The 21,530-nt window shown below is 70.9% G+C and carries 20 protein-coding genes and 1 pseudogene; 9 read left to right on the top strand and 12 right to left on the bottom strand.

From position 1 onward, the window contains the following. Positions 1-11 precede the first annotated feature (11 nt). Positions 12-1,004 carry a fibronectin type III domain-containing protein gene (locus ACFWRT_RS27570; protein WP_380952933.1) on the bottom strand — a complete coding sequence of 331 codons (993 nt, stop codon included), beginning with the start codon at positions 1,002-1,004 and terminating at the stop codon, positions 12-14. A gap of 164 nt (positions 1,005-1,168) precedes the next feature. On the opposite strand from ACFWRT_RS27570, the gene ACFWRT_RS27575 reads away from it, so the two are divergent. Next, a complete protein-coding gene (locus tag ACFWRT_RS27575) occupies positions 1,169-1,783 on the top strand; it encodes a TIGR03086 family metal-binding protein (RefSeq protein ID WP_380952934.1) in 615 nt (204 codons plus the stop codon). Between the two features lie 134 nt (positions 1,784-1,917). Next, positions 1,918-2,147, top strand: a pseudogene (locus ACFWRT_RS27580) (VOC family protein); the annotation flags it as partial. Positions 2,148-2,173: 26 nt separating this feature from the next. Here ACFWRT_RS27580 and ACFWRT_RS27585 read toward each other — a convergent pair. From ACFWRT_RS27585 to ACFWRT_RS27635, 11 genes are all read right to left on the bottom strand, one after another. Beyond that, the gene (locus ACFWRT_RS27585; RefSeq protein ID WP_380952935.1) at positions 2,174-2,857 is read right to left on the bottom strand and encodes an alpha/beta fold hydrolase; all 684 of its coding nucleotides are present in this window, start codon (positions 2,855-2,857) and stop codon (positions 2,174-2,176) included. A gap of 135 nt (positions 2,858-2,992) precedes the next feature. Continuing rightward, on the bottom strand, positions 2,993-4,465 hold the full coding sequence (locus ACFWRT_RS27590) for a nucleobase:cation symporter-2 family protein (RefSeq protein WP_380952936.1): 1,473 nt from the start codon (positions 4,463-4,465) through the stop codon (positions 2,993-2,995). Between the two features lie 313 nt (positions 4,466-4,778). Next, positions 4,779-6,167 (bottom strand): 8-oxoguanine deaminase, encoded by a 1,389-nt coding sequence (locus ACFWRT_RS27595; RefSeq protein ID WP_380952414.1) that lies wholly within the window; start codon positions 6,165-6,167, stop codon positions 4,779-4,781. A 45-nt stretch (positions 6,168-6,212) separates the two neighbouring features. After that, positions 6,213-7,601, bottom strand: coding sequence for a nucleobase:cation symporter-2 family protein (locus tag ACFWRT_RS27600; protein WP_380952413.1), 1,389 nt, complete (start codon positions 7,599-7,601; stop codon positions 6,213-6,215). Positions 7,602-7,669: 68 nt separating this feature from the next. Continuing rightward, positions 7,670-8,593: a factor-independent urate hydroxylase gene (gene pucL / locus ACFWRT_RS27605; protein WP_161265174.1), complete on the bottom strand. Its 924-nt coding sequence runs from the start codon at positions 8,591-8,593 to the stop codon at positions 7,670-7,672. Positions 8,594-8,600: 7 nt separating this feature from the next. Beyond that, a complete protein-coding gene (gene uraH / locus ACFWRT_RS27610) occupies positions 8,601-8,990 on the bottom strand; it encodes a hydroxyisourate hydrolase (RefSeq protein ID WP_109980177.1) in 390 nt (129 codons plus the stop codon). 20 nt (positions 8,991-9,010) lie between these two features. After that, positions 9,011-9,547 (bottom strand): 2-oxo-4-hydroxy-4-carboxy-5-ureidoimidazoline decarboxylase, encoded by a 537-nt coding sequence (gene uraD, locus ACFWRT_RS27615; protein ID WP_380952412.1) that lies wholly within the window; start codon positions 9,545-9,547, stop codon positions 9,011-9,013. 164 nt (positions 9,548-9,711) lie between these two features. Next, positions 9,712-10,110, bottom strand: a complete 399-nt coding sequence (locus tag ACFWRT_RS27620; RefSeq protein WP_356749416.1) for a helix-turn-helix domain-containing protein — start codon at positions 10,108-10,110, stop codon at positions 9,712-9,714. Further along, positions 10,107-10,358: a YkoF family thiamine-binding protein gene (locus tag ACFWRT_RS27625; RefSeq protein ID WP_355870731.1), complete on the bottom strand. Its 252-nt coding sequence runs from the start codon at positions 10,356-10,358 to the stop codon at positions 10,107-10,109. Before ACFWRT_RS27625 ends, ACFWRT_RS27620 begins: the two co-directional genes overlap by 4 nt. Positions 10,359-10,487: 129 nt before the next feature. Beyond that, positions 10,488-11,633: a lactonase family protein gene (locus ACFWRT_RS27630; RefSeq protein WP_380952411.1), complete on the bottom strand. Its 1,146-nt coding sequence runs from the start codon at positions 11,631-11,633 to the stop codon at positions 10,488-10,490. Between the two features lie 124 nt (positions 11,634-11,757). After that, a complete protein-coding gene (locus tag ACFWRT_RS27635) occupies positions 11,758-12,597 on the bottom strand; it encodes a GntR family transcriptional regulator (protein WP_380952410.1) in 840 nt (279 codons plus the stop codon). Positions 12,598-12,886: 289 nt separating this feature from the next. Here ACFWRT_RS27635 and ACFWRT_RS27640 point away from each other — a divergent pair, with 289 nt between their 5' ends. The 7 genes from ACFWRT_RS27640 (at position 12,887) to ACFWRT_RS27670 (ending at position 21,324) form a co-directional block, all read left to right on the top strand. Beyond that, on the top strand, positions 12,887-14,149 hold the full coding sequence (locus tag ACFWRT_RS27640) for an extracellular solute-binding protein (RefSeq protein ID WP_380952409.1): 1,263 nt from the start codon (positions 12,887-12,889) through the stop codon (positions 14,147-14,149). Positions 14,150-14,192: 43 nt separating this feature from the next. Continuing rightward, positions 14,193-15,173 (top strand): carbohydrate ABC transporter permease, encoded by a 981-nt coding sequence (locus tag ACFWRT_RS27645; protein ID WP_380952408.1) that lies wholly within the window; start codon positions 14,193-14,195, stop codon positions 15,171-15,173. After that, positions 15,170-16,015: a carbohydrate ABC transporter permease gene (locus ACFWRT_RS27650; RefSeq protein ID WP_380952407.1), complete on the top strand. Its 846-nt coding sequence runs from the start codon at positions 15,170-15,172 to the stop codon at positions 16,013-16,015. Before ACFWRT_RS27645 ends, ACFWRT_RS27650 begins: the two co-directional genes overlap by 4 nt. A gap of 139 nt (positions 16,016-16,154) precedes the next feature. Beyond that, a complete protein-coding gene (locus ACFWRT_RS27655) occupies positions 16,155-17,765 on the top strand; it encodes a beta-N-acetylhexosaminidase (RefSeq protein ID WP_380952406.1) in 1,611 nt (536 codons plus the stop codon). A 37-nt stretch (positions 17,766-17,802) separates the two neighbouring features. Further along, positions 17,803-19,257, top strand: coding sequence for a cellulose binding domain-containing protein (locus ACFWRT_RS27660; protein ID WP_380952405.1), 1,455 nt, complete (start codon positions 17,803-17,805; stop codon positions 19,255-19,257). A 265-nt stretch (positions 19,258-19,522) separates the two neighbouring features. Next, on the top strand, positions 19,523-20,362 hold the full coding sequence (locus tag ACFWRT_RS27665) for a TIM barrel protein (RefSeq protein WP_380952404.1): 840 nt from the start codon (positions 19,523-19,525) through the stop codon (positions 20,360-20,362). Between the two features lie 68 nt (positions 20,363-20,430). Further along, positions 20,431-21,324 (top strand): 2-hydroxy-3-oxopropionate reductase, encoded by an 894-nt coding sequence (locus tag ACFWRT_RS27670; protein ID WP_380952403.1) that lies wholly within the window; start codon positions 20,431-20,433, stop codon positions 21,322-21,324. Positions 21,325-21,530: the final 206 nt, after the last annotated feature.

A 21,530-nucleotide genomic window follows, 5' to 3' on the forward strand; every position in this document is an offset into this window, starting at 1 on the left:
AGCAGGACGCGTCAGTCCGTCAGGACGATCGTGGGCTGGGCCGAGAAGTCACCCCACTTGCCGTCCGGGAGCTTGGCCCGGAGCTTGACCGAGTAGCGGGTGCCGGGCGGGTCGGCGAGGTTCAGCCGGTAGGCGGCCCGGCCCTTCGGGGGCGTACCGCCCCAGACGATCGTGGTGGTCAGCTTGCCGTTCAGGTAGAGCTGGTAGGCGGGGATCACCCCGCCGGTGTCGGGCTGGTCCCAGGAGAGGTCGACGGTGAACTCCGCGCCCGCCTTGCCGATCTCGGTGCGCAGCCCGGTGGGGGCGGTGCTCGCGGGGGCACCGGGGGCGGAGGCGGTGGTGAGGTCGAGCGCCTTGCTGTCCGGCGAGGACTTGTCGGAGGCGTCCCGGGCCTTGACGGTGAAGGTGTAGACGGTCCCGGGGCGCAGGCCCGTGAGCTTCGCCTTCGTCTCGGAGGCCGGGACGCTGTGGATCCGGGAGCCCTCCTGGTAGATGTCGTACGAGGTGACGCCGACGTCGTCCTTGGACGCGCCCCAGGTGAGGGTGGCGGCCCGGCTTCCCTCGGCGCTGCCGGTCAGCTTCGACGGGGCGGTGGGGGGCTCGTCGTCCTTGGGCGGGGTGGCCTGAGTGGTGACCGGGATGGCCTTGCTGGGTGAGGAGAGGTTCCCGGCGGCGTCCTTGGACCGGACGGTGAAGGTGTAGTCCGTGGAGGCCGTCAGCCCGTTGACGTCGATCATGGTCTTGGTCGCCGGGACGCTCTTGACCTTGGCCTTCCCGCGGTAGACCTCGTAACCCGCGACCCTCTTGTTGTCGGAGGCGGGCTCCCACATGACGTGCACCGAGGTCGAGCTGCTGGCCTGTGCGGTCACCCCGGCGGGGACGGCGGGCGGCTGCGTGTCGGCTTCGGCGCTGCCGCCACAGGCAGCGAGGAGGGGGGTGAGAAGCAGGGCGGAACAGGCCAACGTGGCAGAGATGTGGGGGCGTTGCACGGTGGTGCCTTCCATCCGGACAGCAATGGTCCAGACCTGTATGACACGGCACGGGGGTCGCCGACAAGGGGACGGCGAGGAACCTTCCGCTATGTGACGGTGTGCGCCACGCCCGGGCCGGGCGGAGCTGCTGTCGCGTCCGGCCGATGAGTTCTCGGCCGTCGGACGGTCTGCCCTGTATGAACGACGACACCAGGACCGACACCGCTGTCCCCGCCCTCGACCTCGGCCCGGCCGCCCGGCGCGTCGTCGGCCTGCTCGACGCGATCGACGACGACCGGCTGGGCGGCCCCACCCCCTGCCCGGACTACTCCGTACGGGAGCTGCTGGCCCACCTGAGCGGGCTGGCCGCCGCCTTCCGTGACGCGGCCCGCAAGGATCTCGGGGCGAGCACGGCCGTCGCACCGGACTCCGCCCTGCCCGTGCTCGACGCCGAGTGGCGCGAGGTGCTCCCCCGGCGGCTGGAGCAGGTGGCGGCGGCCTGGCGCTCCCCCGCCGCCTGGACGGGCATGACCCGGGCCGGCGGGGTGGAGCTGCCCGGCGAGGTGGCGGGGGCCGTCGCGCTGGACGAACTCCTCGTGCACGGCTGGGACCTGGCCCGGGCGACGGGGCAGCCGTACGCGGCCGAGGAGGCCGAACTGCGCGCCTGCGCGGCCCTGCTCGCCCCGGTCGACGACGACCCGGACCGCGGGGGCATCTTCGGCCCGCCGGTCCCGGTGCCGGACGACGCCCCGCTGCTGGACCGGGTGATCGGCCTCAGCGGCCGCCGGCCGGACTGGCGGCCGGGGGGCTGAGAACACCCCGGCGCGCGCCGTACGGTTCAGTTCCGGTGCCTCGCGCACCGAAAAGTGCGTTCTTCCACGTCAGAGCCTGCTCACCTACGGTCTGCGGTACATCCGCACGCGCCCACGGGCGCGCAGCCACGACCATCGCGGGACCGGCCGAGGAACGCGCGCGGTACGCACACGCCTCGGCCACCGTCGTCGTCGACGACCTCGACGTCCTTGAGACCACGCTGGCGTCCGCCGGTGCCGCCGTCACCACCCCCGCGACCGGCGGCCCGACGGGACGGTTCCGCTACGCCCGCCACGCGGACGGGGGGAGGTCGAGTACGTCGAGTGGGCGCCCGAACCGGTGCGCGGGATCCTCCGTGTCTGACCGCCGCGCGCGACCGGGGGCGCCCCTCAGCTGGTGAAGAACTCCGTGATGTGCGCGGCCACCTGGTCGGCCCGGGTCTCGTGCATGCGGTGGCCGCCCGGGACCGTGATCAGCCGGCAGTCCGGGATCAGGGAGGCCATGTCGGCCTGGCGCTCCTGCGGCATCCGGCTCTCCGGGCCGCCGGTGATGATCAGCGTGGGGGCGACGATCTCGCCGAGCCCCTCGGGCGCTTCCGGTCCGGGGTCGGCGAGCTGGTCCCGTACGGCGGGCACCGCGTTCTCGTCGTAGTCCACCGGTCCCTCGGGCCGCCCGGCCGGGCCCGGGTCGCCGGGGAACGGGGCCGGGGTCTCGATCAGCACCAGCCGCTCCACCCGGTCGGAGTGCTCGTGGGCCACCAGTCGGGCGACCGCGCCGCCCATGCCGTGGCCGGCCAGGCCGACCCGGTCCAGCTCCAGCTCGTCGAGGAAGCCGACGACGTCCTCGGCCATCAGCTCCAGGTCGTACTCGTCGGGCCAGTCGCTCTCGCCGTGGCCGCGCAGGTCCAGGGCGAAGACCCGCCACTCCTGGCCCAGCAGGGGGCCGGCCGCCTCCCAGTCCGCGGCGGAACCGCCGAGTCCGTGCAGCAGCACGACGGGCGAGCCGAACGGATCGCCCCAGGTCCGGTACGCGAGACGCACATCGCCGACATCCACCACTGACTGATCTTCCATACCCCTGACGCTACAGCCGCCGGGCGGCCGTCCGCGCCACGGCCCTGGTCCCGCCCCCTGTCCCGGCCCCGCCACAGACGGCCGAAGCCCCGTGCGGGCGCACGGGGCTTCACCGGGCTGCGTACGGCGGATGCGTCAGTGGACGCCCACCCCGGCGGCCGCCGGGACCACGTGCTCGCCGTTCTCGGCCTCCTCGTCCACCCCGTCAGGCTTGCGGCCGAAGTGGTTGAAGGCGAGGTTCAGCACGATGGCCACCACACAGCCGGTCGAGATACCCGAGTCCAGGACGACGAGCAGGCTCTCCGGGAAGGCGTGGTAGAACTGCGGCGCCGCGATCGGGATCAGCCCGATACCGAGGGCCGCCGCCACGATCAGCGCGTTCTCGCCCTTCTCCATGGCGGCGGTGGCCAGGGTCTGGATGCCGCTGGCCGCGACCGTACCGAAGAGGACGATGCCCGCGCCGCCGAGCACCGGCAGCGGTACGAGGGCGATGACGGAGGCCGCGACGGGGACCAGGCCGAGCACGATGAGGATGCCGCCGCCCGCCGCGACGACGAAGCGGCTGCGGATCTTCGTCATGGCGACCAGGCCGACGTTCTGGGCGAAGGCGCTGCACATGAAGCCGTTGAAGATCGGGCTGATGGCGCTGCCCAGGGTGTCGGCGCGCAGACCGCCCTCGATGATCTTCTCGTCCGCCGGCCTGCCGACGATCTTTCCGAGGGCCAGCATGTCCGCCGTGGACTCGGTCATGCAGACCAGCATCACGATGCACATGGAGACGATGGCGGCGATCTCGAACTGCGGGCCGCCGAAGGCGAACGGCGTCGGGAAGCCGACCACGTCGGCGTTCTTGATGGCGCTGAAGTCGGTGATACCGGCCGGGATGGCGATCAGGGTGCCGATGACCAGGCCGAGCAGGATCGCGATCTGCTGGAGGAAGCCCCGCAGCAGCTTGCGCAGGGCGAGCACGATCACCAGGGTCACGGCGGCCATGGTGATGTTGGTCATCGAACCGTAGTCGTCCGCCGTCGCGTTGCCGCCCTGGGACCAGTTGAAGGCGACCGGCAGGAGCGAGACACCGATCAGGGTGATGACGGTGCCGGTGACGACCGGTGGGAAGAAGCGGACCAGTTTGCAGAAGTACGGAGCCAGGAGAAAGCCCAGCACGCTCGCGACGATGATCGCGCCGAAGATCACGGCGATTCCGTCGTGCCCCCGGTCCTTGCCTATCGCGATCATCGGGGCCACACCGGCGAACGAGACGCCGTTGACGAAGGGCAGTCGGGCGCCGACCTTCCAGAAGCCGATGGTCTGGAGCAGGGTGGCGATGCCCGCGGTGAAGAGGCTCGCCCCCATCAGGAAGGCGGTCTCCTTGGCGGTGAGGCCGACGGCCGGCCCCACGATCAGGGGTGGTGCCACCACCCCGGCGTACATGGCGGCCACGTGCTGTAGGCCGCTGGTGAACATCTTCAGCGGGGGGAGGGTCTCGTCGACCGGATGTTTCCGGCCGTTCGCTGCGTTTCCTTCTGCTGTTTCCGTGACGGCAGCGTCCGTCACGTCGGGGGCGGCGGCATCTGCGTCTTTGCGAAACCTGGGCTCAGCGGCCACGGCGGTTCCTCCGGTCGGTTACACGTCGTCGGCGACGTGGGGTTCAGGGAGGTGGTGCGTCGAGTGGTGCGGCAGTGCGTGCGGCTCTCTCAGGTGGTGCAGGTCGTGCAGAGGGGGGTACGGAGCGTTGCGTGCGGGCAGCGTTGATCACCGGTCCGGCGGGGCGCACCATCGGGTGCGCGTCCGCCGGACCGGCTGCCGTGGACCCCGCTCGGGTCCACGGCGGCCGGTCTCGGGCCGTCCCCCTCGACCGGCCGGTCGGGGATACCGCGGAAGTCGGTGACTGTCCGGCGGTTCGGGGGTGCCGCCGGGGTCAGGCTCCGGCGGCGATCTGCGCGAGGCGGCGGGCCTCGTCGCGGGTGGAGCGGGCGATGGCGTCCTCGTCCACCGTGGTGAGGTGGTTGCCCTCGACGACCGGCTTGCCGTCGACGAGGGAGAGGGTCACCGGGGCGGCCGCGCCGAAGATGAGCGCGGTCACCGGGTCGGCGATCGAGGAGTGGGCCAGGGTGTCGAGCTTCCAGAGGACGAGGTCGGCGAGCTTGCCGGCCTCCAGGGAGCCGATCTGGTCGGCGCGGCCCAGTACCTGGGCTCCGCCGAAGGTCCCGAGGCGCAGGGCCTGGCGGGCGTTGAGGGCGGCCTCGCGGTGGGCGCCGAGGCGGTTGATGAGGAGCGCGTTGCGCAGCTCGGTGTGGAGTTCGCCGGACTCGTTGGAGGCGGTGCCGTCCACGCCGAGGCCGACGGGTACGCCGGCGGCGAGCATGTCGGGGACCCGGGCGATCCCGGCGGCGAGGCGGGCGTTGGAGGACGGGCAGTGGGCGACGCCGGTTCCCGTACGGGCGAAGGCGGCGATGTCGGAGTCGTTCATGTGGACGCAGTGCGCCATCCACACGTCGCTGCCGAGCCAGCCGGTCGACTCGAAGTAGTCGGTCGGGCCCATCCCGAACAGCTCCTTGCAGAACTGCTCCTCCTCGACGGTCTCCGAGCCGTGCGTGTGCAGCCGCACGTTCTTGCGGCGGGCCAGCTCGGCGCCCTGGCGCATCAGTTCGGTGGAGACCGAGAACGGCGAGCAGGGGGCGACGGCGACCTGGGTCATCGCGTCGAAGGAGGCGTCGTGGTGGGCGTCGATGGTGGCCTCGGTGGCGGCGAGCGCGCCCTCCAGGGTCTCGACGGCGAAGTCCGGCGGCAGCCCGCCGTCCTTCTCGCTGCGGTCCATGGAGCCCCGGGCGAGGGTGAACCGTACGCCCATCTCACGGGCGGCCCCGATGATGGCGCCGGACAGGTCGCCGGAGCCCTTCGGGAAGACGTAGTGGTGGTCCATGGCGGTGGTGACGCCGCCCCGGGCCATCATGGCGAGTGAGCCCTGCGCGGCGGCGCGGGCCATCGGCTCGTCGATGCGCGCCCAGGTCGGGTAGAGGGCGACCAGCCAGTTGAAGAGGTTGTGGTCGGTGGCCAGGCCGCGGGTGATCCACTGGTAGAAGTGGTGGTGGGTGTTGACCAGGCCGGGGGTGGCGAGGTGCCCGGTGGCGTCGATGCGCCGGACGACTCCCGTGAGCCCCTCGGGCGCCTTGCCGGCGCCGACGGACTCGATGCGGTTGTCCACCACGACGATGTACCCGGAGGCGTACTCCGTGTCGCGGGCGTCGACGGTGGCGATCGAACAGTTCTCGATGACGATGCGCTGAGGGTCTGCCGAAGCTGCCATGGCGCTTCCTTCTTCTCTCTGTGGCGAGGTGGGCACGGCAGGACCCTAGGAGGATTTGAGTGCCACAGCGGTGCGGCTGTGGGTGCCGAGATGGTGGAAGAACAGGTTGAGCACGACCGCGACCAGTGCTCCCGCACTGATCCCGGAGCCGAGGACGGTCTGCGCCCAGGCCGGGAATCCGGCGTAGAAGGTGGGCGCGGCGAGCGGGATGATGCCCGCGCCGAGCGCCACCGCCACCAGGATGATGTTGGAGCTGTCGTCCAGTCCGGCCTCGGAGAGCGTACGGATGCCGCTCACCGCGATGGAGCCGAAGAGGACGATGCCGGCGCCGCCGAGGACGGGCATCGGGACGAGCGAGACGACCGCGCCGAGCACCGGGAAGGCGCCGAGGACCAGCAGGGCGCCGCCCGCCGCCGCGACGACGTACCGGCTGCGCACCCGGGTCAGCGAGACGACGCCGACGTTCTGCGCGAAGGCACTGGTGGGGAAGGCCCCGAAGACCGGGCCGACGAGGGTGGCGATGCCGTCCGTACGGAGACCTCGGGTGATCGTACGGCCGTCGGTGCGGCGGTCGCAGATCTCGCCCAGGGCCAGCATGCCGGCCGAGGACTCGGTCATCAGGACGAGCATGACGATGCAGAGGGAGAGGATCGCGGCGGGGTGGAACTCCGGTGCGCCGAAGGCGAAGGGGGTCGGCAGGGCGGCGAGCGGCGCGGACTTCAGGGCGGAGAAGTCGGCGAGCCCGAACGGGATCGCGGCCAGCGTGCCGACGAACATGCCGACCAGCAGGGCCACTTGCTTGAGGAAGCCGCGGCCGAAGCGCTGGATGAGCAGGATGACGACGAGGGTGAAGGCGGCCAGCGCCAGGTACTTCATCGCGCCGAAGTCGGCGGCGGTGGCGTCGCCGCCCTGCGCCCAGGCGACCGGCACGGGCATGAGGGTGACGCCGATGAGGGTGATGACCACACCGGTGACGAGCGGCGGGAAGAAGCGCAGCAGTCTGCCGAAGAACGGCCCGACCGTCAGGCAGAAGACTCCGGCGACGAGCACTGCCCCGTAGATCGCGGGGAGTTGGTGTCCGGGCGCGCTGGTCTCGGCGATGGCGAGCATCGGCGCGATACCGGCGGAGGAGGCCGCGTTGACGAACGGCAGCCGGTTGCCGGCGAACGTGCCGATGCCGATCGTCTGCACGATGGTGGCGAGTCCGGCGATCAGGAGGCTCGCGGCGATGAGCCGGGTCATGCCGGCGGTGTCCAGGCCGACGGCCTGGCCGATGATCAGCGGAGGGGTGACGACGCCCGCGTACATGGCGGCGATGTGCTGGAGCGCGGCGGGAACGAGCCGGGCGGGAGGGAGCTTCTCGTCGCACGGGTGAACTGCCGTGCCGATCAGGGGTTTCGGGCCTTCGGCCGACCCCGTTGCAGGCTGTGCCATGGGTGTTTCCTCCGGGATGACCGGCCCCCGCCCGACTGCGGGCGGGCGGAGACCGGTTCAGTGCCGCGTCAGAGGTTGGTCATGTCGACCGGGATCTTCGGCTCGACGCCGTCCCGGAGCACGGTGGCCTCGATCAGACCGTAGGGACGGTCCGCCGCGAAGTAGACCTCGTTGTCGTTCTTGAGGCCGAACGGTTCGAGGTCCACCAGGAAGTGGTGGTTGTTCGGCAGCGAGAAGCGGATCTCGTCGATCTCGCTGCGGCTGTTGATGATCCGCGAACCCATCTGGTACAGGGTCTGCTGGAGCGAGAGGGAGTAGGTCTCGGCGAAGGCCTGGAGCATGTGCTTGCGCGCCTGCTCGTAGGACTTCTCCCAGTTCGGCATGCGCTGCTCGTCGCTGGTCCAGTTGTACCGCCAGCGCGCGGAGACGTCGGTCGCCAGGATGCGGTCGTACGCCTCCTTCAGCGTCGTGTACTTGTCCTTGACGTAGCCCCAGAACTCGGAGTTGGTCGAGTTCATCACGGTGAGGTCCTTGAGGCCCGAGATGACCTCCCAGTTCTCACCGTCGTAGGTGATCTGGGAGACGCGGGTCTCCATGCCCTTGCGGGCGAAGGAGTGCCTGACCTCGTCGGCGCCGATGAACTTGGAGTTGCCGTCGGAGGTCGCGATGCGCTCCCAGGCGTACTCCTCGATCCGGATCCGGGCCCGGTGGATCGGCTCCTGCGAGGAGACGAAGTGGCGGGCGAGGTGGATGCCGAACTGCTCGGCGGACTCGATCCCGTGCTCCTTGGCGAACGCGAACACCGTGTTCTTGGTGGTGTCGGTCGGCAGGACGTTGGCGTTGGAGCCGGAGTAGTGCACGTCGTCCATGTCGCCGGAGAGGGCGACCGAGACGTTCAGGTCCTTGATGTGGTGGGTGTCGCCGTCCCGCGTGATCTTTACGACGCGGTTCTCTGCTTTGCCGTACTGGTTCTGGCCGAGAATCGTGGGCATGTCGGTGCTAGCTCCCTCGGTAAACGGAGTAGCCGAACGGGTTGAGCAGCAGCGGTACGTGATAGTGCTCGCCCGGCACGACCGCGAAGGCGATCGTCACTTCCGGGAAGAACGCGCCGCTGTCCCTTACGCGGGGGGCGTCCTGCTGCGCCTCGGCTTGCTTCTTGGAAAAGTACGTCTCGGTGTCGAAGTCGAGACGCACGTGGGTGGTTCCCTCCGGCAGCGCCGGCAGGTCCTTGCAGCGCCCGTCCGCATCGGTCGCGGAGGCTCCGAGCGTCACGTACGGCGAGCCGCTGCCGCTGCGGGCGGCGAGCGAGACGGCGACGGACGCGGCGGGGCGGCCGATGCTGGTGTCCAGGATGTGCGTGGACACCGATGCGGTCGTGTCGGTACTCAAGACCGTCACTCTCCTTGATCTCAAGAGTCCTGTGCGGGAGCTTCCTCTGCGAGGGTCTCCGTCACGAGACGGGTCAGCCGGATGCGGTTGATCTTGCCCAGTTCGGTGCGCACGATCTCCCGCTCCTGCTCGGGCGAGTTCCCGGTCCGGGACTTCACCGCGTCGCGCATCTGCTCACCGGTGGCGCCGGTGGCACAGATCAGGAAGACATGTCCGAACCGCTCCTGGTAGGCCAGGTTCAGTTCGAGCATCTCGGTCTTGAGCTCCTCGGACGCGCCGGCCATCCCCCGCTGCTCGCGGGAGGAGGTCGGGTCGCCGGGGATCGGACGCCCGATCGGCGGGTGGCCCGCCATCGCCTCGGCCAGGTCCTCCGCGGTCAGCTCGGCCATGGCGGCGTCGCTCGCGGAGAGCAGGGCTTCCTCGGTGGCGTACGGACGGCCGGCGAGAACGGTCTCTCCCCAGGCCGCACTGGCACAGACCTCGTGCAGTGCGGGGGTGGCCTCGCCGTCCGCCAGGGTGTTGAACCGGGTGAGGCCCGGTGTGGAGCTCGAAGTCACGGGAGCCTCCGTGGCTGTTTTTCGCTGTGCGTTGTTCGGGCTGCGGATAGCTAACGCCCTCCGCAACACGACGTCAACACTTTGTTGAAATCTCGCGAACGGAGAAAGCCGCCGTCCCGGCATGCGGACAGCGGCTTTCCTGTGCGTTCGGCGGGTTCGGCCAACTACTCACCCTTGGCCGAATGTTCCCGGTTCAGGTAGTTGTACACGGTGAACCGGGATACGCCCAGGGCGCCGGCCACGGTCTCCACCCCGTGTCGTACGGAGAAGGCACCGCGTGCCTCCAGGGTCCGGACGACGGACTGCTTGGCCTTACGGTCCAGGTCGGCGAGCGGCATCCCGTGCCGTCGCTCCATCGCGGCGAGGATGTGGTCCAGCGAGTCGGAGAGCTGGGGCAGCCGTACGGCTATGACGTCCTGGCCCTCCCACGCGAGCACCACGTCGTCCGGCTGGGCCTGCTCGGGACCGAGCAGCTCGGCGCCCATCGCGTCGACGAGCGGCTTGACGGCCGATACGAAGGGGTGGTCGACGGTGACCGGAACGTGATCGGCGGATTCGGTCACCGGCCCTCCTCCCCGATCACGTTGACCTGGAGCGAGACCCGGGTGGCACCCGAGGCCAGGGTCCGGCGCAGGAGGGAATCCACGGCGGTGAGCACCTCGTCCGCGCCCCCTTCCGCCGTGTTGCCGAACGGCCCGACGTCCACGGCGTCGAGTTCGGCGCTCTGGATGACCTCACGGGCCACCACCGCGTGAGCGGGCGCCTCGTCGAGATCGAACGGCTCGGTGGTGAATTCCACCCTCAAGCGCACTGTGCCTCCCTGATGTCCTCGCCGCGGGTGCGGGCGCGCGGCTCGGCCACGACTGTAACCGCTGGAACCGGCCACGCTCCGGGCGTCACGGCAACGGCAGGACGGCGTCACAGCAGCGGCAGGACGGCGTCACGGCAACGGCAGGACACAGACCGCGACCGGTGCCGGGAGCGGGTCGCCCGCCGGGGTCAGGGAGCCGTCGGGGCCGATCCGGAAGGCGGTGACGGTGGAGGAGCGCTGGTGGGCGGCGAAGAGCAGCGAGCCGTCCGGGGAGAGGGCGAGCTGGCGCGGCCAGACTCCGCCGGTGGGCACGGTGCCGAGGAGGCTCAGGGTCGCGCCGCCGTCCTCCACGGCGTACCTGGTGAGAGTGTCGGGGCCCCGGTTGGCGAGGTACGCGTACGAGCCGTCGCCGGTGACGACGAGCTGGGCGGGGTAGCCGGTCTCCGAGCCGGTGGACTGCCCGGCGCCCGGGGTGAGGGTGCCGGATTCGGGGTCGTACGCGCAGACGACCGTGGTGTTGTCCAGCTCGCAGGCCAGGTAGGCGGAGCGCCCGCCGGGGTGGAAGGTGAGGTGGCGGGGGCCGGAGCCGGGGGCCAGGGCGGCCCGCGAGACCTCGGTGAGTGTTCCGGCGGAGGTGTCGAGGCGGTACGTGTACACCGTGTCGGTGCCGAGGTCGACGGCGAGGACGTGGCCGCCGTCGGGGGCCGTGACGATCTGGTGGGCGTGCGGGCCGCTCCGGCCGGGGCCGGGCGGCGGGGAGCTGTGGGTGACCAGGTCGGTGCGCTCGCCGAGCGATCCGTCCGGCGCGATGGGGTGTACGGCGACGCTGCCGGAGGTGTAGTTCGCGCTGAGCAGCCAGCGCCCGGTCGGGTGGACGGAGAGGTGGGTGGGGCCGGAGCCGCCGGTGGGGCGGGTGCCGAGCACGTCGTACGTCCCGTCCGGCGCGAGCGCCACGGCGGTGACGGCGCCCGCGTCCTGTTCGGCGACGGCGTAGAGCGTGGCGCCGGAGGGGTGGAGGGCCAGGTAGGAGGGATTCTCGACGCCGGGGATCACGGGGCCGGGAGTCATCGCTCCGGTGGCGGTGTCGTAGGTGGCGGTACCGATGCCGGTGCCGCCGCCCTCGGCGGAGGTGTAGGTGCCGAGCAGGAGGGGGCGGGTGGCGGTGGGGGCGGCGAATGCGGGGGCGGCCCATGCGGCGGGAGCCGCCACCAGGGCGACCGCCAGCAGGCTCCGACGGCTCAAACGCCCCAGGGCAGGGCTGGGTACGGCGTTCATACGAGACACCTCGTGGGGGGAGTTCGGCTGCTTCGGATGTGCCGCCACCCTGGCCCGCCGGGCCCCGAACGGCAAGAGGCGCAACCGGAGTTGCATCTTGCGCAACGCCCGTCGGGGCGGCGGCTCAGGCCCCCGCCTGGATGTCCCCCCTGGTCGACGACGTGATCGCGTCGCCGTGCGCGAAGTCGCCCGGCGGGATGCCCGGGTGGTGGCCCTCCCGGTCCGGGCCGACCTCGGCGGCCGGGCCGAGGGCGAGGCGGGAGACGATGCGGTAGCGGTCGCCCCGGTAGAGCGAGTGGACGTACTCCACCGGGTGGCCGGACCCGTCGGAGGTCAGCCGCTCGAAGAGCAGGGCCGGGGAGAGCTCGGGCACGTCGAGCAGCTTCGCCTCGGCGCGGGTGACGACGGTGGGCTCGATCGCCTGGACCGCCTCGTGGACGTGCACGCCGTGCGTGGCGCGCAGGTGCTCGTACAGGTCGCCGCTCTCCAGCTCCTGCGCGCTGAGCCCCGGCACCAGCTCGGCCCGGATGTGCAGGTGCTCGATGGCCATCGGCGCCCCGTCGACCAGCCGCAGCCGGGCCACGTAGACGATCTCGGCGGCAGGTGACATCCGCAGTTTGCGGCCGACCCGGGCCCCCGCCTGGAGGGTGGTGAACTCCAGCAGCCGGCTCGACCAGGCGCCCGCCGCCTGCGGCACGGTCAGCGACCGGTCCCCCGCCACCAGCTCCTGGGTGATCTTGGCGGGCGCGACGAACATGCCCCGGCCGTGCTCCCGCACCAGGAGCCCGGCGGCGACCAGCTCGTCCACGGCGGCGCGCACGGTGGGCCGCGACACGCCGAGCAGGGAGCACAGGGCCCGCTCCGAGGGGATCGCGTCGCCGGGACTGCGCGACTCGATCAGCTCCAGTACGGCATCGCGCGTCCGCTCCCGTTTGAGCACCGTTCCCGGCACATCCGCGTCCATGCGATCTCCTTCCCGACGGGTATGCATCTCTTACCAGTTGACCGGGCCATGTACCCAACTGGCCTGCTGGTCAGGCGAAGTGTAGCGCTTACCTCGGACGGCCAGGGTGCACGTGTTACGCACAGATCACCAAATCGCCTTTGTACGCAGGGGGTTGACGGCCTCATTGGTCTATGCCACCTTCAACCCCCATCGAGAGGTGAGCTGTCCAGTGGACTTCACTGGTCAGGTGGTCAGGTGGCCGGGCCGGAATCGGGCCGGACTCAGTTCTGCTTTTCCGAGGTGAACCGTGAAGTACCGCTTGCTTGCCGGTGGGTCCGTGCTCGTCCTGGCCGCCGCGCTCAGTGCCTGTAGTTCCCCGTCCGACTCCGCGAGCGGGGACGGACGGACGACGGTGGACGTGTGGCTGATGCGCGACAGCGTCTCGGACACGTTCCAGAAGGAGTTCACGGCGGACTTCGAGAAGCGCCACCCGAAGATCGACGTGAAGATCCAGATCCAGGAGTGGGACGGCATCGGCCAGAAGATCACCGCCGCCCTGGCCAGCAACGACGCCCCGGACGTCATCGAGGCGGGCAACACGCAGGTGGCGCAGTTCGCCGAGAGCGGCGGGCTGCTCGACCTCAGCGACCGCAAGGACGAGCTGAACGGCGCGGACTGGCTGAGCGGTCTCGCGGAGCCGGGGGCGTACGAGGGGAAGCAGTACGGCATCCCGTACTACGCGGCCAACCGGGTGGTCATCTACCGCACCGACCTCTTCGAGAAGGCCGGCATCGACGCGAAGGAGATCAAGACCCGCGACCGGTGGATCGATGCCACCACCCAGCTCGACAAGGGCGGTACGCAGGGCATCTACCTGCCCGGCCAGATGTGGTACGCGCTCGCCGGCTTCATCTGGGACGAGGGCGGCGACCTCGCCACCGAGTCCGGGGGGAAGTGGTCCGGCGCGCTGGACACCCCCGAGGCGCTGCGCGGGATGGCGTTCTACGAGAAGCTCCAGGCGCTCGGCAAGGGGCCCAAGGACTCCGACGAGGACGACCCGCCGCAGGCCGAGCTGATGGCGCAGGGGAAGGTGGCACAGCTCATCTCCACCCCGGGCGGGGCCAACGTGATCGTGGAGAAGAACCCCGAACTCAAGGGCAAGCTCGCCTTCTTCCCCATCCCGGGCAAGACCGCGGACACGCCCGGTTCCGTCTTCACCGGCGGCTCCGACCTCGTCGTGCCGGCCGCCGCGGCCCATCCCGAGGAGGCGGTCACCTTCATCAAGGAGCTCACCGGCGACGCGTGGCAGAAGAAGCTCGCCGTCGCCATGAGCTACGTACCCAACCGCACTTCGCTCGCCTCCGCCGTGGCCGGTGACCCGGGAGCCGCCGCGATGGCGGTCGGCGCCGCCGAGGGCCATGCCACGCCCAACACCCCGGGGTGGGCGGCGGTCGAGGCGGAGAACCCGATCAAGGACTACATGACGGCCGTGCTCACCGGAGGTGATCCGGCCAAGGAGGCGGCGAAGGCCTCGCAGGACATCACCCGGGCCATGAACGCCGGTTCCTGACCCCGGACCCACCCGACCACCAGCCACCGGAAGGAGGCGTGCCGTGCCGGTCGCCGTCGAACCGACCTCAGCACCCCGCACACCCCGGCAGCGACCGGCCCCGCGCCCCGCCGCACCCAGGAAGCCGGCGGGCCGGGCGCACGGCCTCTGGCCGTACGCACTCATCGCCCCCGCCGTCGGCGGCATGCTCTATCTGCTGGTCTACCCACTGGTGCGGGCCGTCCTGATCTCCTTCCAGGACTTCCGGCTCCGCCAACTGATCAGCGGGAACGCCGAGTTCGTCGGGCTGCGGAACTACCGCACGCTGCTGGCGGACCCGCGGTTCTGGGAGGTGGTCCGCCGCACCTTCCTGTTCATGGCGATCAACGTCGTCCTGATCATGGTGATCGCCACGCTGGTCGCCCTGATGGTGGAGCGGCTGCGGCGGGTCGGGCGGACCGTGGTGCTCTGCTCGCTGGTGCTGGCGTGGGCGATGCCGGTGGTGGCGGCGACCACGGTGTTCCAGTGGCTGTTCCACTCGGAGTTCGGCATCGTCAACTGGGCGCTGACCTCGATCGGCCTCGACTCCTTCGAGCGCTACCCGTGGTTCGCAGGCGGGACGGCGGCCTTCGCCATCCTGGTGACGCTGATCGTCTGGCAGTCGGTGCCGTTCGCCGCGATCACCCTGTACTCCGCCCTGACCACCGTGCCGCTGGAGCTGTACGAGTCGGCGCGGCTGGACGGGGCGGGGGCGGGGCGGATCTTCCGCTCGGTCACCCTCCCGATGCTCCGGCCGATCTTCCTGCTGGTCTTCTCGCTGGAGGTGATCTGGACGTTCAAGACGTTCGTCCAGATCTGGGTGATGACCCGGGGCGGGCCGGGCGACGCCACCACGATCCTGCCGGTCTACGCGGTGCAGAGCGCCCTCTCCAGCCAGCGGTACGACCTGGGCTCGGCCGCCTCGGTGATCACCGTGGTCCTGATGTCCGGGGTGCTCGTCCTCTACTTCCGCCAGATGTTCCGCCAGGAGGACGAGACCCGATGAACGCCCGTACCGTACGCCCCCGGCTGCGGCGCCTGCCGCTGAACATCGCCGCCGCCGTGACCGTCGTGGTCTGCCTCTTCCCCGTGTACTGGATGATCTCCACGGCCTTCAAGCCGTCCAAGGACATCCAGTCCGCCGACCCGCAGCTCTTCCCGCACACCTGGACGCTCACCCACTTCCAACGGGCCGTGGACGCCGACGGGTTCGCACTGTTCTGGCGCAACAGCATCCTCGTCACGCTGGGCGCGGTGCTCCTCGCGCTGCTGGTGGCGCTGGGCGCGGCGTTCGCCGTGGCGCGGATGAGGTGGAAGGGCCGGCGGCAGTTCATGCTGATGGTCTTCATCGCGCAGATGGCGCCCTGGGAGTCGCTGATCATCCCGGTCTACATCATCTCCCGGGACACCGGCATGCTGGACCGGCTGCCGACGCTCACGCTGATCTACTTCATGATCACGCTGCCGTTCACCATCGTGGTGCTGCGCGGCTTCATCGGGACGATCCCGCCGGAGCTGGAGGAGGCGGCCCAGGTCGACGGCTGCACGCGGACCATGGCGTTCTGGCGGGTGGCGATGCCGCTGCTGGCGCCGGGGCTGATGGCGACCTCACTGTTCGGCTTCATCACGGCCTGGAACGAGTTCGCCTACGCCAACTTCCTGATCATCAAGCAGCAGGACAACCGGACCCTGCCGGTCTGGCTGTCCTCCTTCCAGAACACCTTCGGCACCGACTGGGGCGCCACGATGGCCGCCTCGACGCTCTTCGCGCTGCCCGCCCTGGTGATCTTCCTACTGCTCCAGCGCCATGTCACCTCCGGCTTCGCCGCCGGTGCCGTCAAGGGCTGAGAGGCCGGGGCCACCGGCGCCCGTCCGCGTACACCCGTCCGCGCACACCCGTCCCCGCACACCCGTCCCCGTACGCCGCCGCGTACCCCTGTCCCCGTACGCCGTCCTCGTACGCCCGCGAACCGAACCCGGAGACCCCGTGCCCGCATCGCGCCCCGACCTCGCCCTCCTCCCCCGGCCCACCAAGGTCTCCCCGCTGGGCGGCCGGCTGGTCCTCGACCGTGACACCACCGTCCGTGCCCTCCCGGGCGCCGAACCGGCGGCCGACCTGCTGCGCTCTCTGGTCGGCCCGGCCGCCGGGCTGCCGCTCGCCCCGTCGACGGAGGGGCGGATCGTCCTCGCGCTGGACGAGCAGCTCGGCGGCCTCGGCGAGGAGGGGTACGGCCTGACCGTCGGCCCGCAGGCGCTCCTGCTGCGCGCCGCCCACCCGACCGGGCTGCTCCGAGGCGTCCAGACGGTACGCCAACTCCTGCCCGCCGAGGCCCTGTCCGGTGGGGCACGGGGCTCCGGCTCCTGGGAGCTGCCGTGCGTCGAGATCACCGACATACCGGAGCTGCCGTGGCGCGGTTCGCTGCTGGACGTGGCACGGCACTTCCGGCCGATGGACTATCTGCTCCGGTACGTGGACCTGCTGGCGCTGCACAAGCTGAACGTCCTGCACCTCCACCTGACCGACGACCAGGGCTGGCGGATGCCGGTCGACGCCTACCCCAGGCTGACGACGGTCGGGGCCCGGCGGGCCCGGTCGCAGCGAGGGCCCGACGGTCCGGGCAGGACACAGTTCGACGCGACGCCGCACGAAGGGGCCTACACCAAGGCCGAGTTGCGCCGACTCGTGCGGTACGCGGCGGAGCGCGGCATCACCGTCGTGCCGGAGATCGAGATGCCCGGCCATGTGCGAGCGGCACTCGCGGCCTATCCGGAGCTGGGCAACCATCCGGAGCGCCGGCTGGAGGTGTGGGACCGCTGGGGCGTCTGCGAGACGATCCTCGGAGTGCACGAGGAGGTGTTCACCTTCTGCCGGGCGGTGCTGGAGGAGGTCATGGACGTCTTCCCGTCCCCGTACATCCACATCGGCGGCGAGGAGTGCCCGACCTCCGAATGGGAGAGCAGCCCGGCCGCCCGGGAGCGGGCGGCGGCCGAGGGGCTGGCGGACCCGGCGGCGCTGCACGGCTGGTTCATGGGCCGGATCGGCGCGTTCCTCGTGGAGCACGGGCGGACGCCGGTCGGCTGGGCGGTGTCCGGAACCGAACTCCCCCTGGACTTCACGGTGATGGCCTGGCGCGACGCCTCACACGCCCGGGCCGCCGCACGGCGCGGGCACCGGGTGGTCGCCGCCTACCACCGGACGACCTACCTCGACTACGTCCAGTCCGAAGACTCCTTCGAGCCCGTGGCCCAGCCGGGAGATCCCGTCACTCTCCGCACGGTCCACGACTACGAGCCCGCCCCCGCGGAGTGGTCGCGGGAGGAGCGGGACCGGGTGCTCGGGACGCAGGCCCAGCTGTGGACCGAGTACGTCCGCACGCCCGAGGAGATCGAGTACCTCAGCTACCCGCGGCTCTGCGCGCTGGCCGACCGTTCCTGGTCCGGCGGGCGCGGCGACTGGCCGGGGTTCGTCGAGCGGCTGCGCCACCACACCGCCCGGCTGGACGCCTTGGACGTCCCCTACCGCCCCCTGGACGCACGGTCGCTCGCGGCGGCCACGTACGCGTCCCCGTCTCCAGGAACAGCGCGACCCCACTCGTAATCACTCCCCCACCACCGTTCCGGAGAGGAACACACCCGTGAACACATCACGCAGCAATCCGCGCGGCAGCAGGTCCAGGCTGCGCACCGCCGCCGCCTCGGCCGCCGCCGTGGCCCTGGCCGCCACCGGGCTCGCCGCGCTGCCGTCCTCGGCGAGCGCCGCGGCGGACGGGATCGTCGTCCAGTACCGGACGAGCGCGTCCGGCGCGAGCGCCGACCAGAGCGAGCCGTGGCTGAAGGTGCGGAACGCCGGCTCCACCTCCGTACCGCTGAGCAGTGTCAAGGTGCGGTACTACTTCAAGGCCGACTCGGCCTCCGCCGCCTACCGGTTCGCCTGTTCCTGGGCGGTGAAGGGGTGCGCGAACATCACCGGCACCTTCGGGACGCTCGCCAACCCGACGGCCACCGCGGACCGTTACCTGGAGATCGGCTTCACCCCGGGTGCGGGCTCGCTGGCCCCGGGGGCGGACACCGGGGACATGCAGCTCCGCTTCCACCAGGCGTCCTGGGCCCGGCTGATCCAGTCCGACGACTACTCCTTCGGCCCGGACCGGACCACGTACGGCGACTGGTCCAAGGTGACGGCCCAGGTGAACGGCTCACTCGTCTGGGGCCAGGCGCCCGCCGGCAACGGGCCCACCGACCCGCCGGACCCGACCGACCCGCCGACCGACCCCCCTGGTGACGGGGCGCGGCTGTTCGACGACTTCAACTACAGCTCGCACACGGACCCGAAGATCGGCGCGAACGGCTGGTCCGTACGGTCCAACTCCGGCGGTCCGGGCGTGCCGGGCGCGACCTGGGCGGCCGAGAACGTCACCTTCGCCTCGCAGAGCGGGAACTCGGTGATGAACCTGGAGACCTCGACGGCCGGTACGGGCGCCTCGACCAAGCACACCGAGATCCTGACGAAGTCGATGAAGTTCAAGAACGGGACGTACGCGTCCCGGGTGAAGTTCAGCGACGCGCCGCGCTCGGGGCCTGACGGCGACCGGATCGTGCAGACGTTCTTCACGATCAACGACCTCAAGGCGCCGATGGCGGACGACTACGCGGAGTACGACTTCGAGTACCTCCCCAACGGCGGGTGGGGCGAGCCGGCCAACATCCTGTACGCCACCTCGTGGGAGACCTACCGGCCCGACCCGTGGGAGGCGGTCAACGCGCACAGCGAGGTCCGGCAGTCGTACGCGGGCTGGCACGACCTGGTGCTGACCATCGACAACAACCAGATCACGTACTACGTCGACGGCCAGCACTTCGGGACGCACGGCGCGGCCTTCCTGCCGGAGCGGCCGATGTCGATCAACTTCAACCAGTGGCTGATCGACCTCCAGGGGCAGCCGAGCACCACGCCGCGCTCCTACGACCAGCAGGTGGACTACGTCCTGCATGTGAAGGACCAGGTGCTCACCCCGGCCCAGGTGAACGCGATGGTCGGGTCGTACCGCAGTGCGGGGAAGACCTTCGAGGACACGGTTCCGGGCAGCTAGGCCGCTCCCGGCCGGGAGCGGTACGTACGGCGTGAGAGACGGGCGGGGCGGGGGTCGATGGCGGCCCCCGCCCCGCTTTCGTATGCCCGGGAGGGGTTGCCGGGAGGGGTCCGAAGGGGTTCGAAGGCGCCTCCGCCACCGATTCCGTACGCCGCCGACCGGGGCGAATTTCGCCGTACCCCCTTGACAGCCCCGCCACCCCCCAGGCAATCTTCCGTTAAGCAGAAACTAACTTCCGCAATACGGAAGGAGCGCCGACATCCTCATGGGATACCCGGACCAGCGCTTCGATGTGAACCTTTCGATCCTCTTCACGGAACTCCCGCTCCTGGAGCGTCCCGCGGCAGCCGCCGCGGCGGGCTTCACGGCGGTCGAGCTGTGGTGGCCCTGGATCGAGACCCCGACCCCCATCCGGGCTGAGCTCGACGCCCTCAAGAAGGCGCTCGACGACGCCGGCACCCAGTTGGTGGGGCTGAACTTCTACGCCGGACAGCTCCCCGGCCCCGACCGCGGCGCGCTCTCCGTGCCCGGCTCGGAGTCGGACCGCTTCCGGGAGAACATCGAGGTGGCGGCCGACTTCGCCGCCTCGGTGGGCTGCACGGCGCTCAACGCGCTGTACGGCAACCGCGTCGAGGGCGTGGACCCGCAGGTGCAGGACGCGCTCGCCCTGGAGAACCTGGTGCTGGCCGCCCGCGCGGCGGACCGCGTCGGGGCGATCCTCCTGGTCGAGACCCTCAACCAGCCGGAGTCGCCGCTCTACCCGCTGGTCAGCGCACCGGCCGCGATCGAGGTCGTCGACAAGGTCAACGCGGCGACGGGCCTCGGGAACGCCAAGTTCCTGCTCGACCTGTACCACCTGTCGATGAACGGCGAGGACCTGAGCCAGGTCATCAAGGCGTACGCCGCGAAGACCGGCCACGTCCAGATCGCCGACAACCCGGGCCGTGGCGCGCCGGGCACCGGCACCCTCCCGCTGGAGCGGCTCCTCGACGAGCTGAAGGACGCGGGTTACGCGGGCTGGGTCGGCCTGGAGTACAAGCCGGGCGACCGGCCGAGCGCGGAGGCCTTCGACTGGCTCCCGGCGTCGGCCCGAGCGGCCGGCTGATCGGCCAGGCCCACCACGGGGTGAGCCCAACCCCCTCACGTACACACGTTTTTCAGGAAGGCACCCTCATGAGCAACAACCTCCCCAAGGTCGCCTGGATCGGTCTCGGCATCATGGGCTCCCCCATGTCGGAGAACCTGATCAAGGCCGGTTACGCCGTCACCGGGTACACCCTGGAGCAGGACAAGATCGACCGGCTGGTCGCGGCCGGCGGCACCGGCGCGTCCTCGATCGCGGACGCGGTCAAGGACGCGGATGTCGTCATCACGATGGTGCCCGCGTCCCCGCAGGTCGAGGCCATCGCCTACGGCCCCGAGGGCATCCTGGAGAACGCGAAGCGCGGCGCGCTGCTGGTGGACATGTCCTCCATCACCCCGCAGACCTCGGTGGACCTCGCGAAGAACGCGGCCGAGAAGGGCATCCGGGTCCTGGACGCGCCGGTCTCCGGTGGCGAGGCCGGCGCCATCGAGGCGGTGCTCTCCATCATGGTCGGCGGTGAGCAGGCGGACTTCGACGCCGCGAAGCCGCTCCTGGAGGCGCTCGGCAAGACCATCGTGCTCTGCGGCCCGCATGGCTCCGGCCAGACGGTGAAGGCGGCCAACCAGCTCATCGTCGCGGTCAACATCCAGGCGTGCGCCGAGGCCGTGGTCTTCCTGGAGAAGTCCGGGGTGGACCTGGCGGCCGCACTGGACGTCCTGGGCGGCGGTCTGGCCGGCTCGACCGTGCTGACCCGCAAGAAGGACAACTTCCTGAAGCGGGACTTCGCCCCCGGCTTCCGGATCGACCTGCACCACAAGGACATGGGCATCGTGACCGACGCCGCCCGCAACGTCGGCGCCGCTCTGCCGGTCGGCGGTGTGGTCGCCCAGCTGGTCGCCTCGCTGCGCGCCCAGGGCGACGGCGGCCTGGACCACTCGGCGCTGCTGCGCTCGGTCGAGCGGCTCTCCGGCTCCCAGGTCTGACCCCTCCCCCGGCCCCGCAAGGAGCCCCCGGCCTCGTACGGGGCCACGGCCCGGATGACGGGCCCCCTGATCTCCGGGCCGCGGTGGCGCTGACACCTGTCCTGTCGCGCCCAGGCGCTGCCGCGGCCCGGAACCACACACTTCGTTTTCAACAAACTGTTGACGTTCTCTCTGCGGCGAACCTACGCTCCTCAAGCCGTCAGCAG

This window comes from Streptomyces cyaneofuscatus (genome assembly GCF_042718795.1).
In the GTDB taxonomy this organism is placed as follows: domain Bacteria; phylum Actinomycetota; class Actinomycetes; order Streptomycetales; family Streptomycetaceae; genus Streptomyces; species Streptomyces cyaneofuscatus_A.

Coding starts and splice junctions, on each gene's coding strand:
- ACFWRT_RS27595 (WP_380952414.1), bottom strand. CDS start 6,167: ATGGCAGCTTCGGCAGACCCTCAGCGCATCGTCATCGAGAACTGTTCG.
- ACFWRT_RS27630 (WP_380952411.1), bottom strand. CDS start 11,633: ATGAACGCCGTACCCAGCCCTGCCCTGGGGCGTTTGAGCCGTCGGAGC.
- ACFWRT_RS27670 (WP_380952403.1), top strand. CDS start 20,431: ATGAGCAACAACCTCCCCAAGGTCGCCTGGATCGGTCTCGGCATCATG.
- pucL (WP_161265174.1), bottom strand. CDS start 8,593: ATGCCCACGATTCTCGGCCAGAACCAGTACGGCAAAGCAGAGAACCGC.
- ACFWRT_RS27665 (WP_380952404.1), top strand. CDS start 19,523: ATGGGATACCCGGACCAGCGCTTCGATGTGAACCTTTCGATCCTCTTC.
- ACFWRT_RS27635 (WP_380952410.1), bottom strand. CDS start 12,597: ATGGACGCGGATGTGCCGGGAACGGTGCTCAAACGGGAGCGGACGCGC.
- ACFWRT_RS27600 (WP_380952413.1), bottom strand. CDS start 7,601: ATGGCACAGCCTGCAACGGGGTCGGCCGAAGGCCCGAAACCCCTGATC.
- ACFWRT_RS27575 (WP_380952934.1), top strand. CDS start 1,169: ATGAACGACGACACCAGGACCGACACCGCTGTCCCCGCCCTCGACCTC.
- ACFWRT_RS27650 (WP_380952407.1), top strand. CDS start 15,170: ATGAACGCCCGTACCGTACGCCCCCGGCTGCGGCGCCTGCCGCTGAAC.
- ACFWRT_RS27585 (WP_380952935.1), bottom strand. CDS start 2,857: ATGGAAGATCAGTCAGTGGTGGATGTCGGCGATGTGCGTCTCGCGTAC.
- ACFWRT_RS27570 (WP_380952933.1), bottom strand. CDS start 1,004: ATGGAAGGCACCACCGTGCAACGCCCCCACATCTCTGCCACGTTGGCC.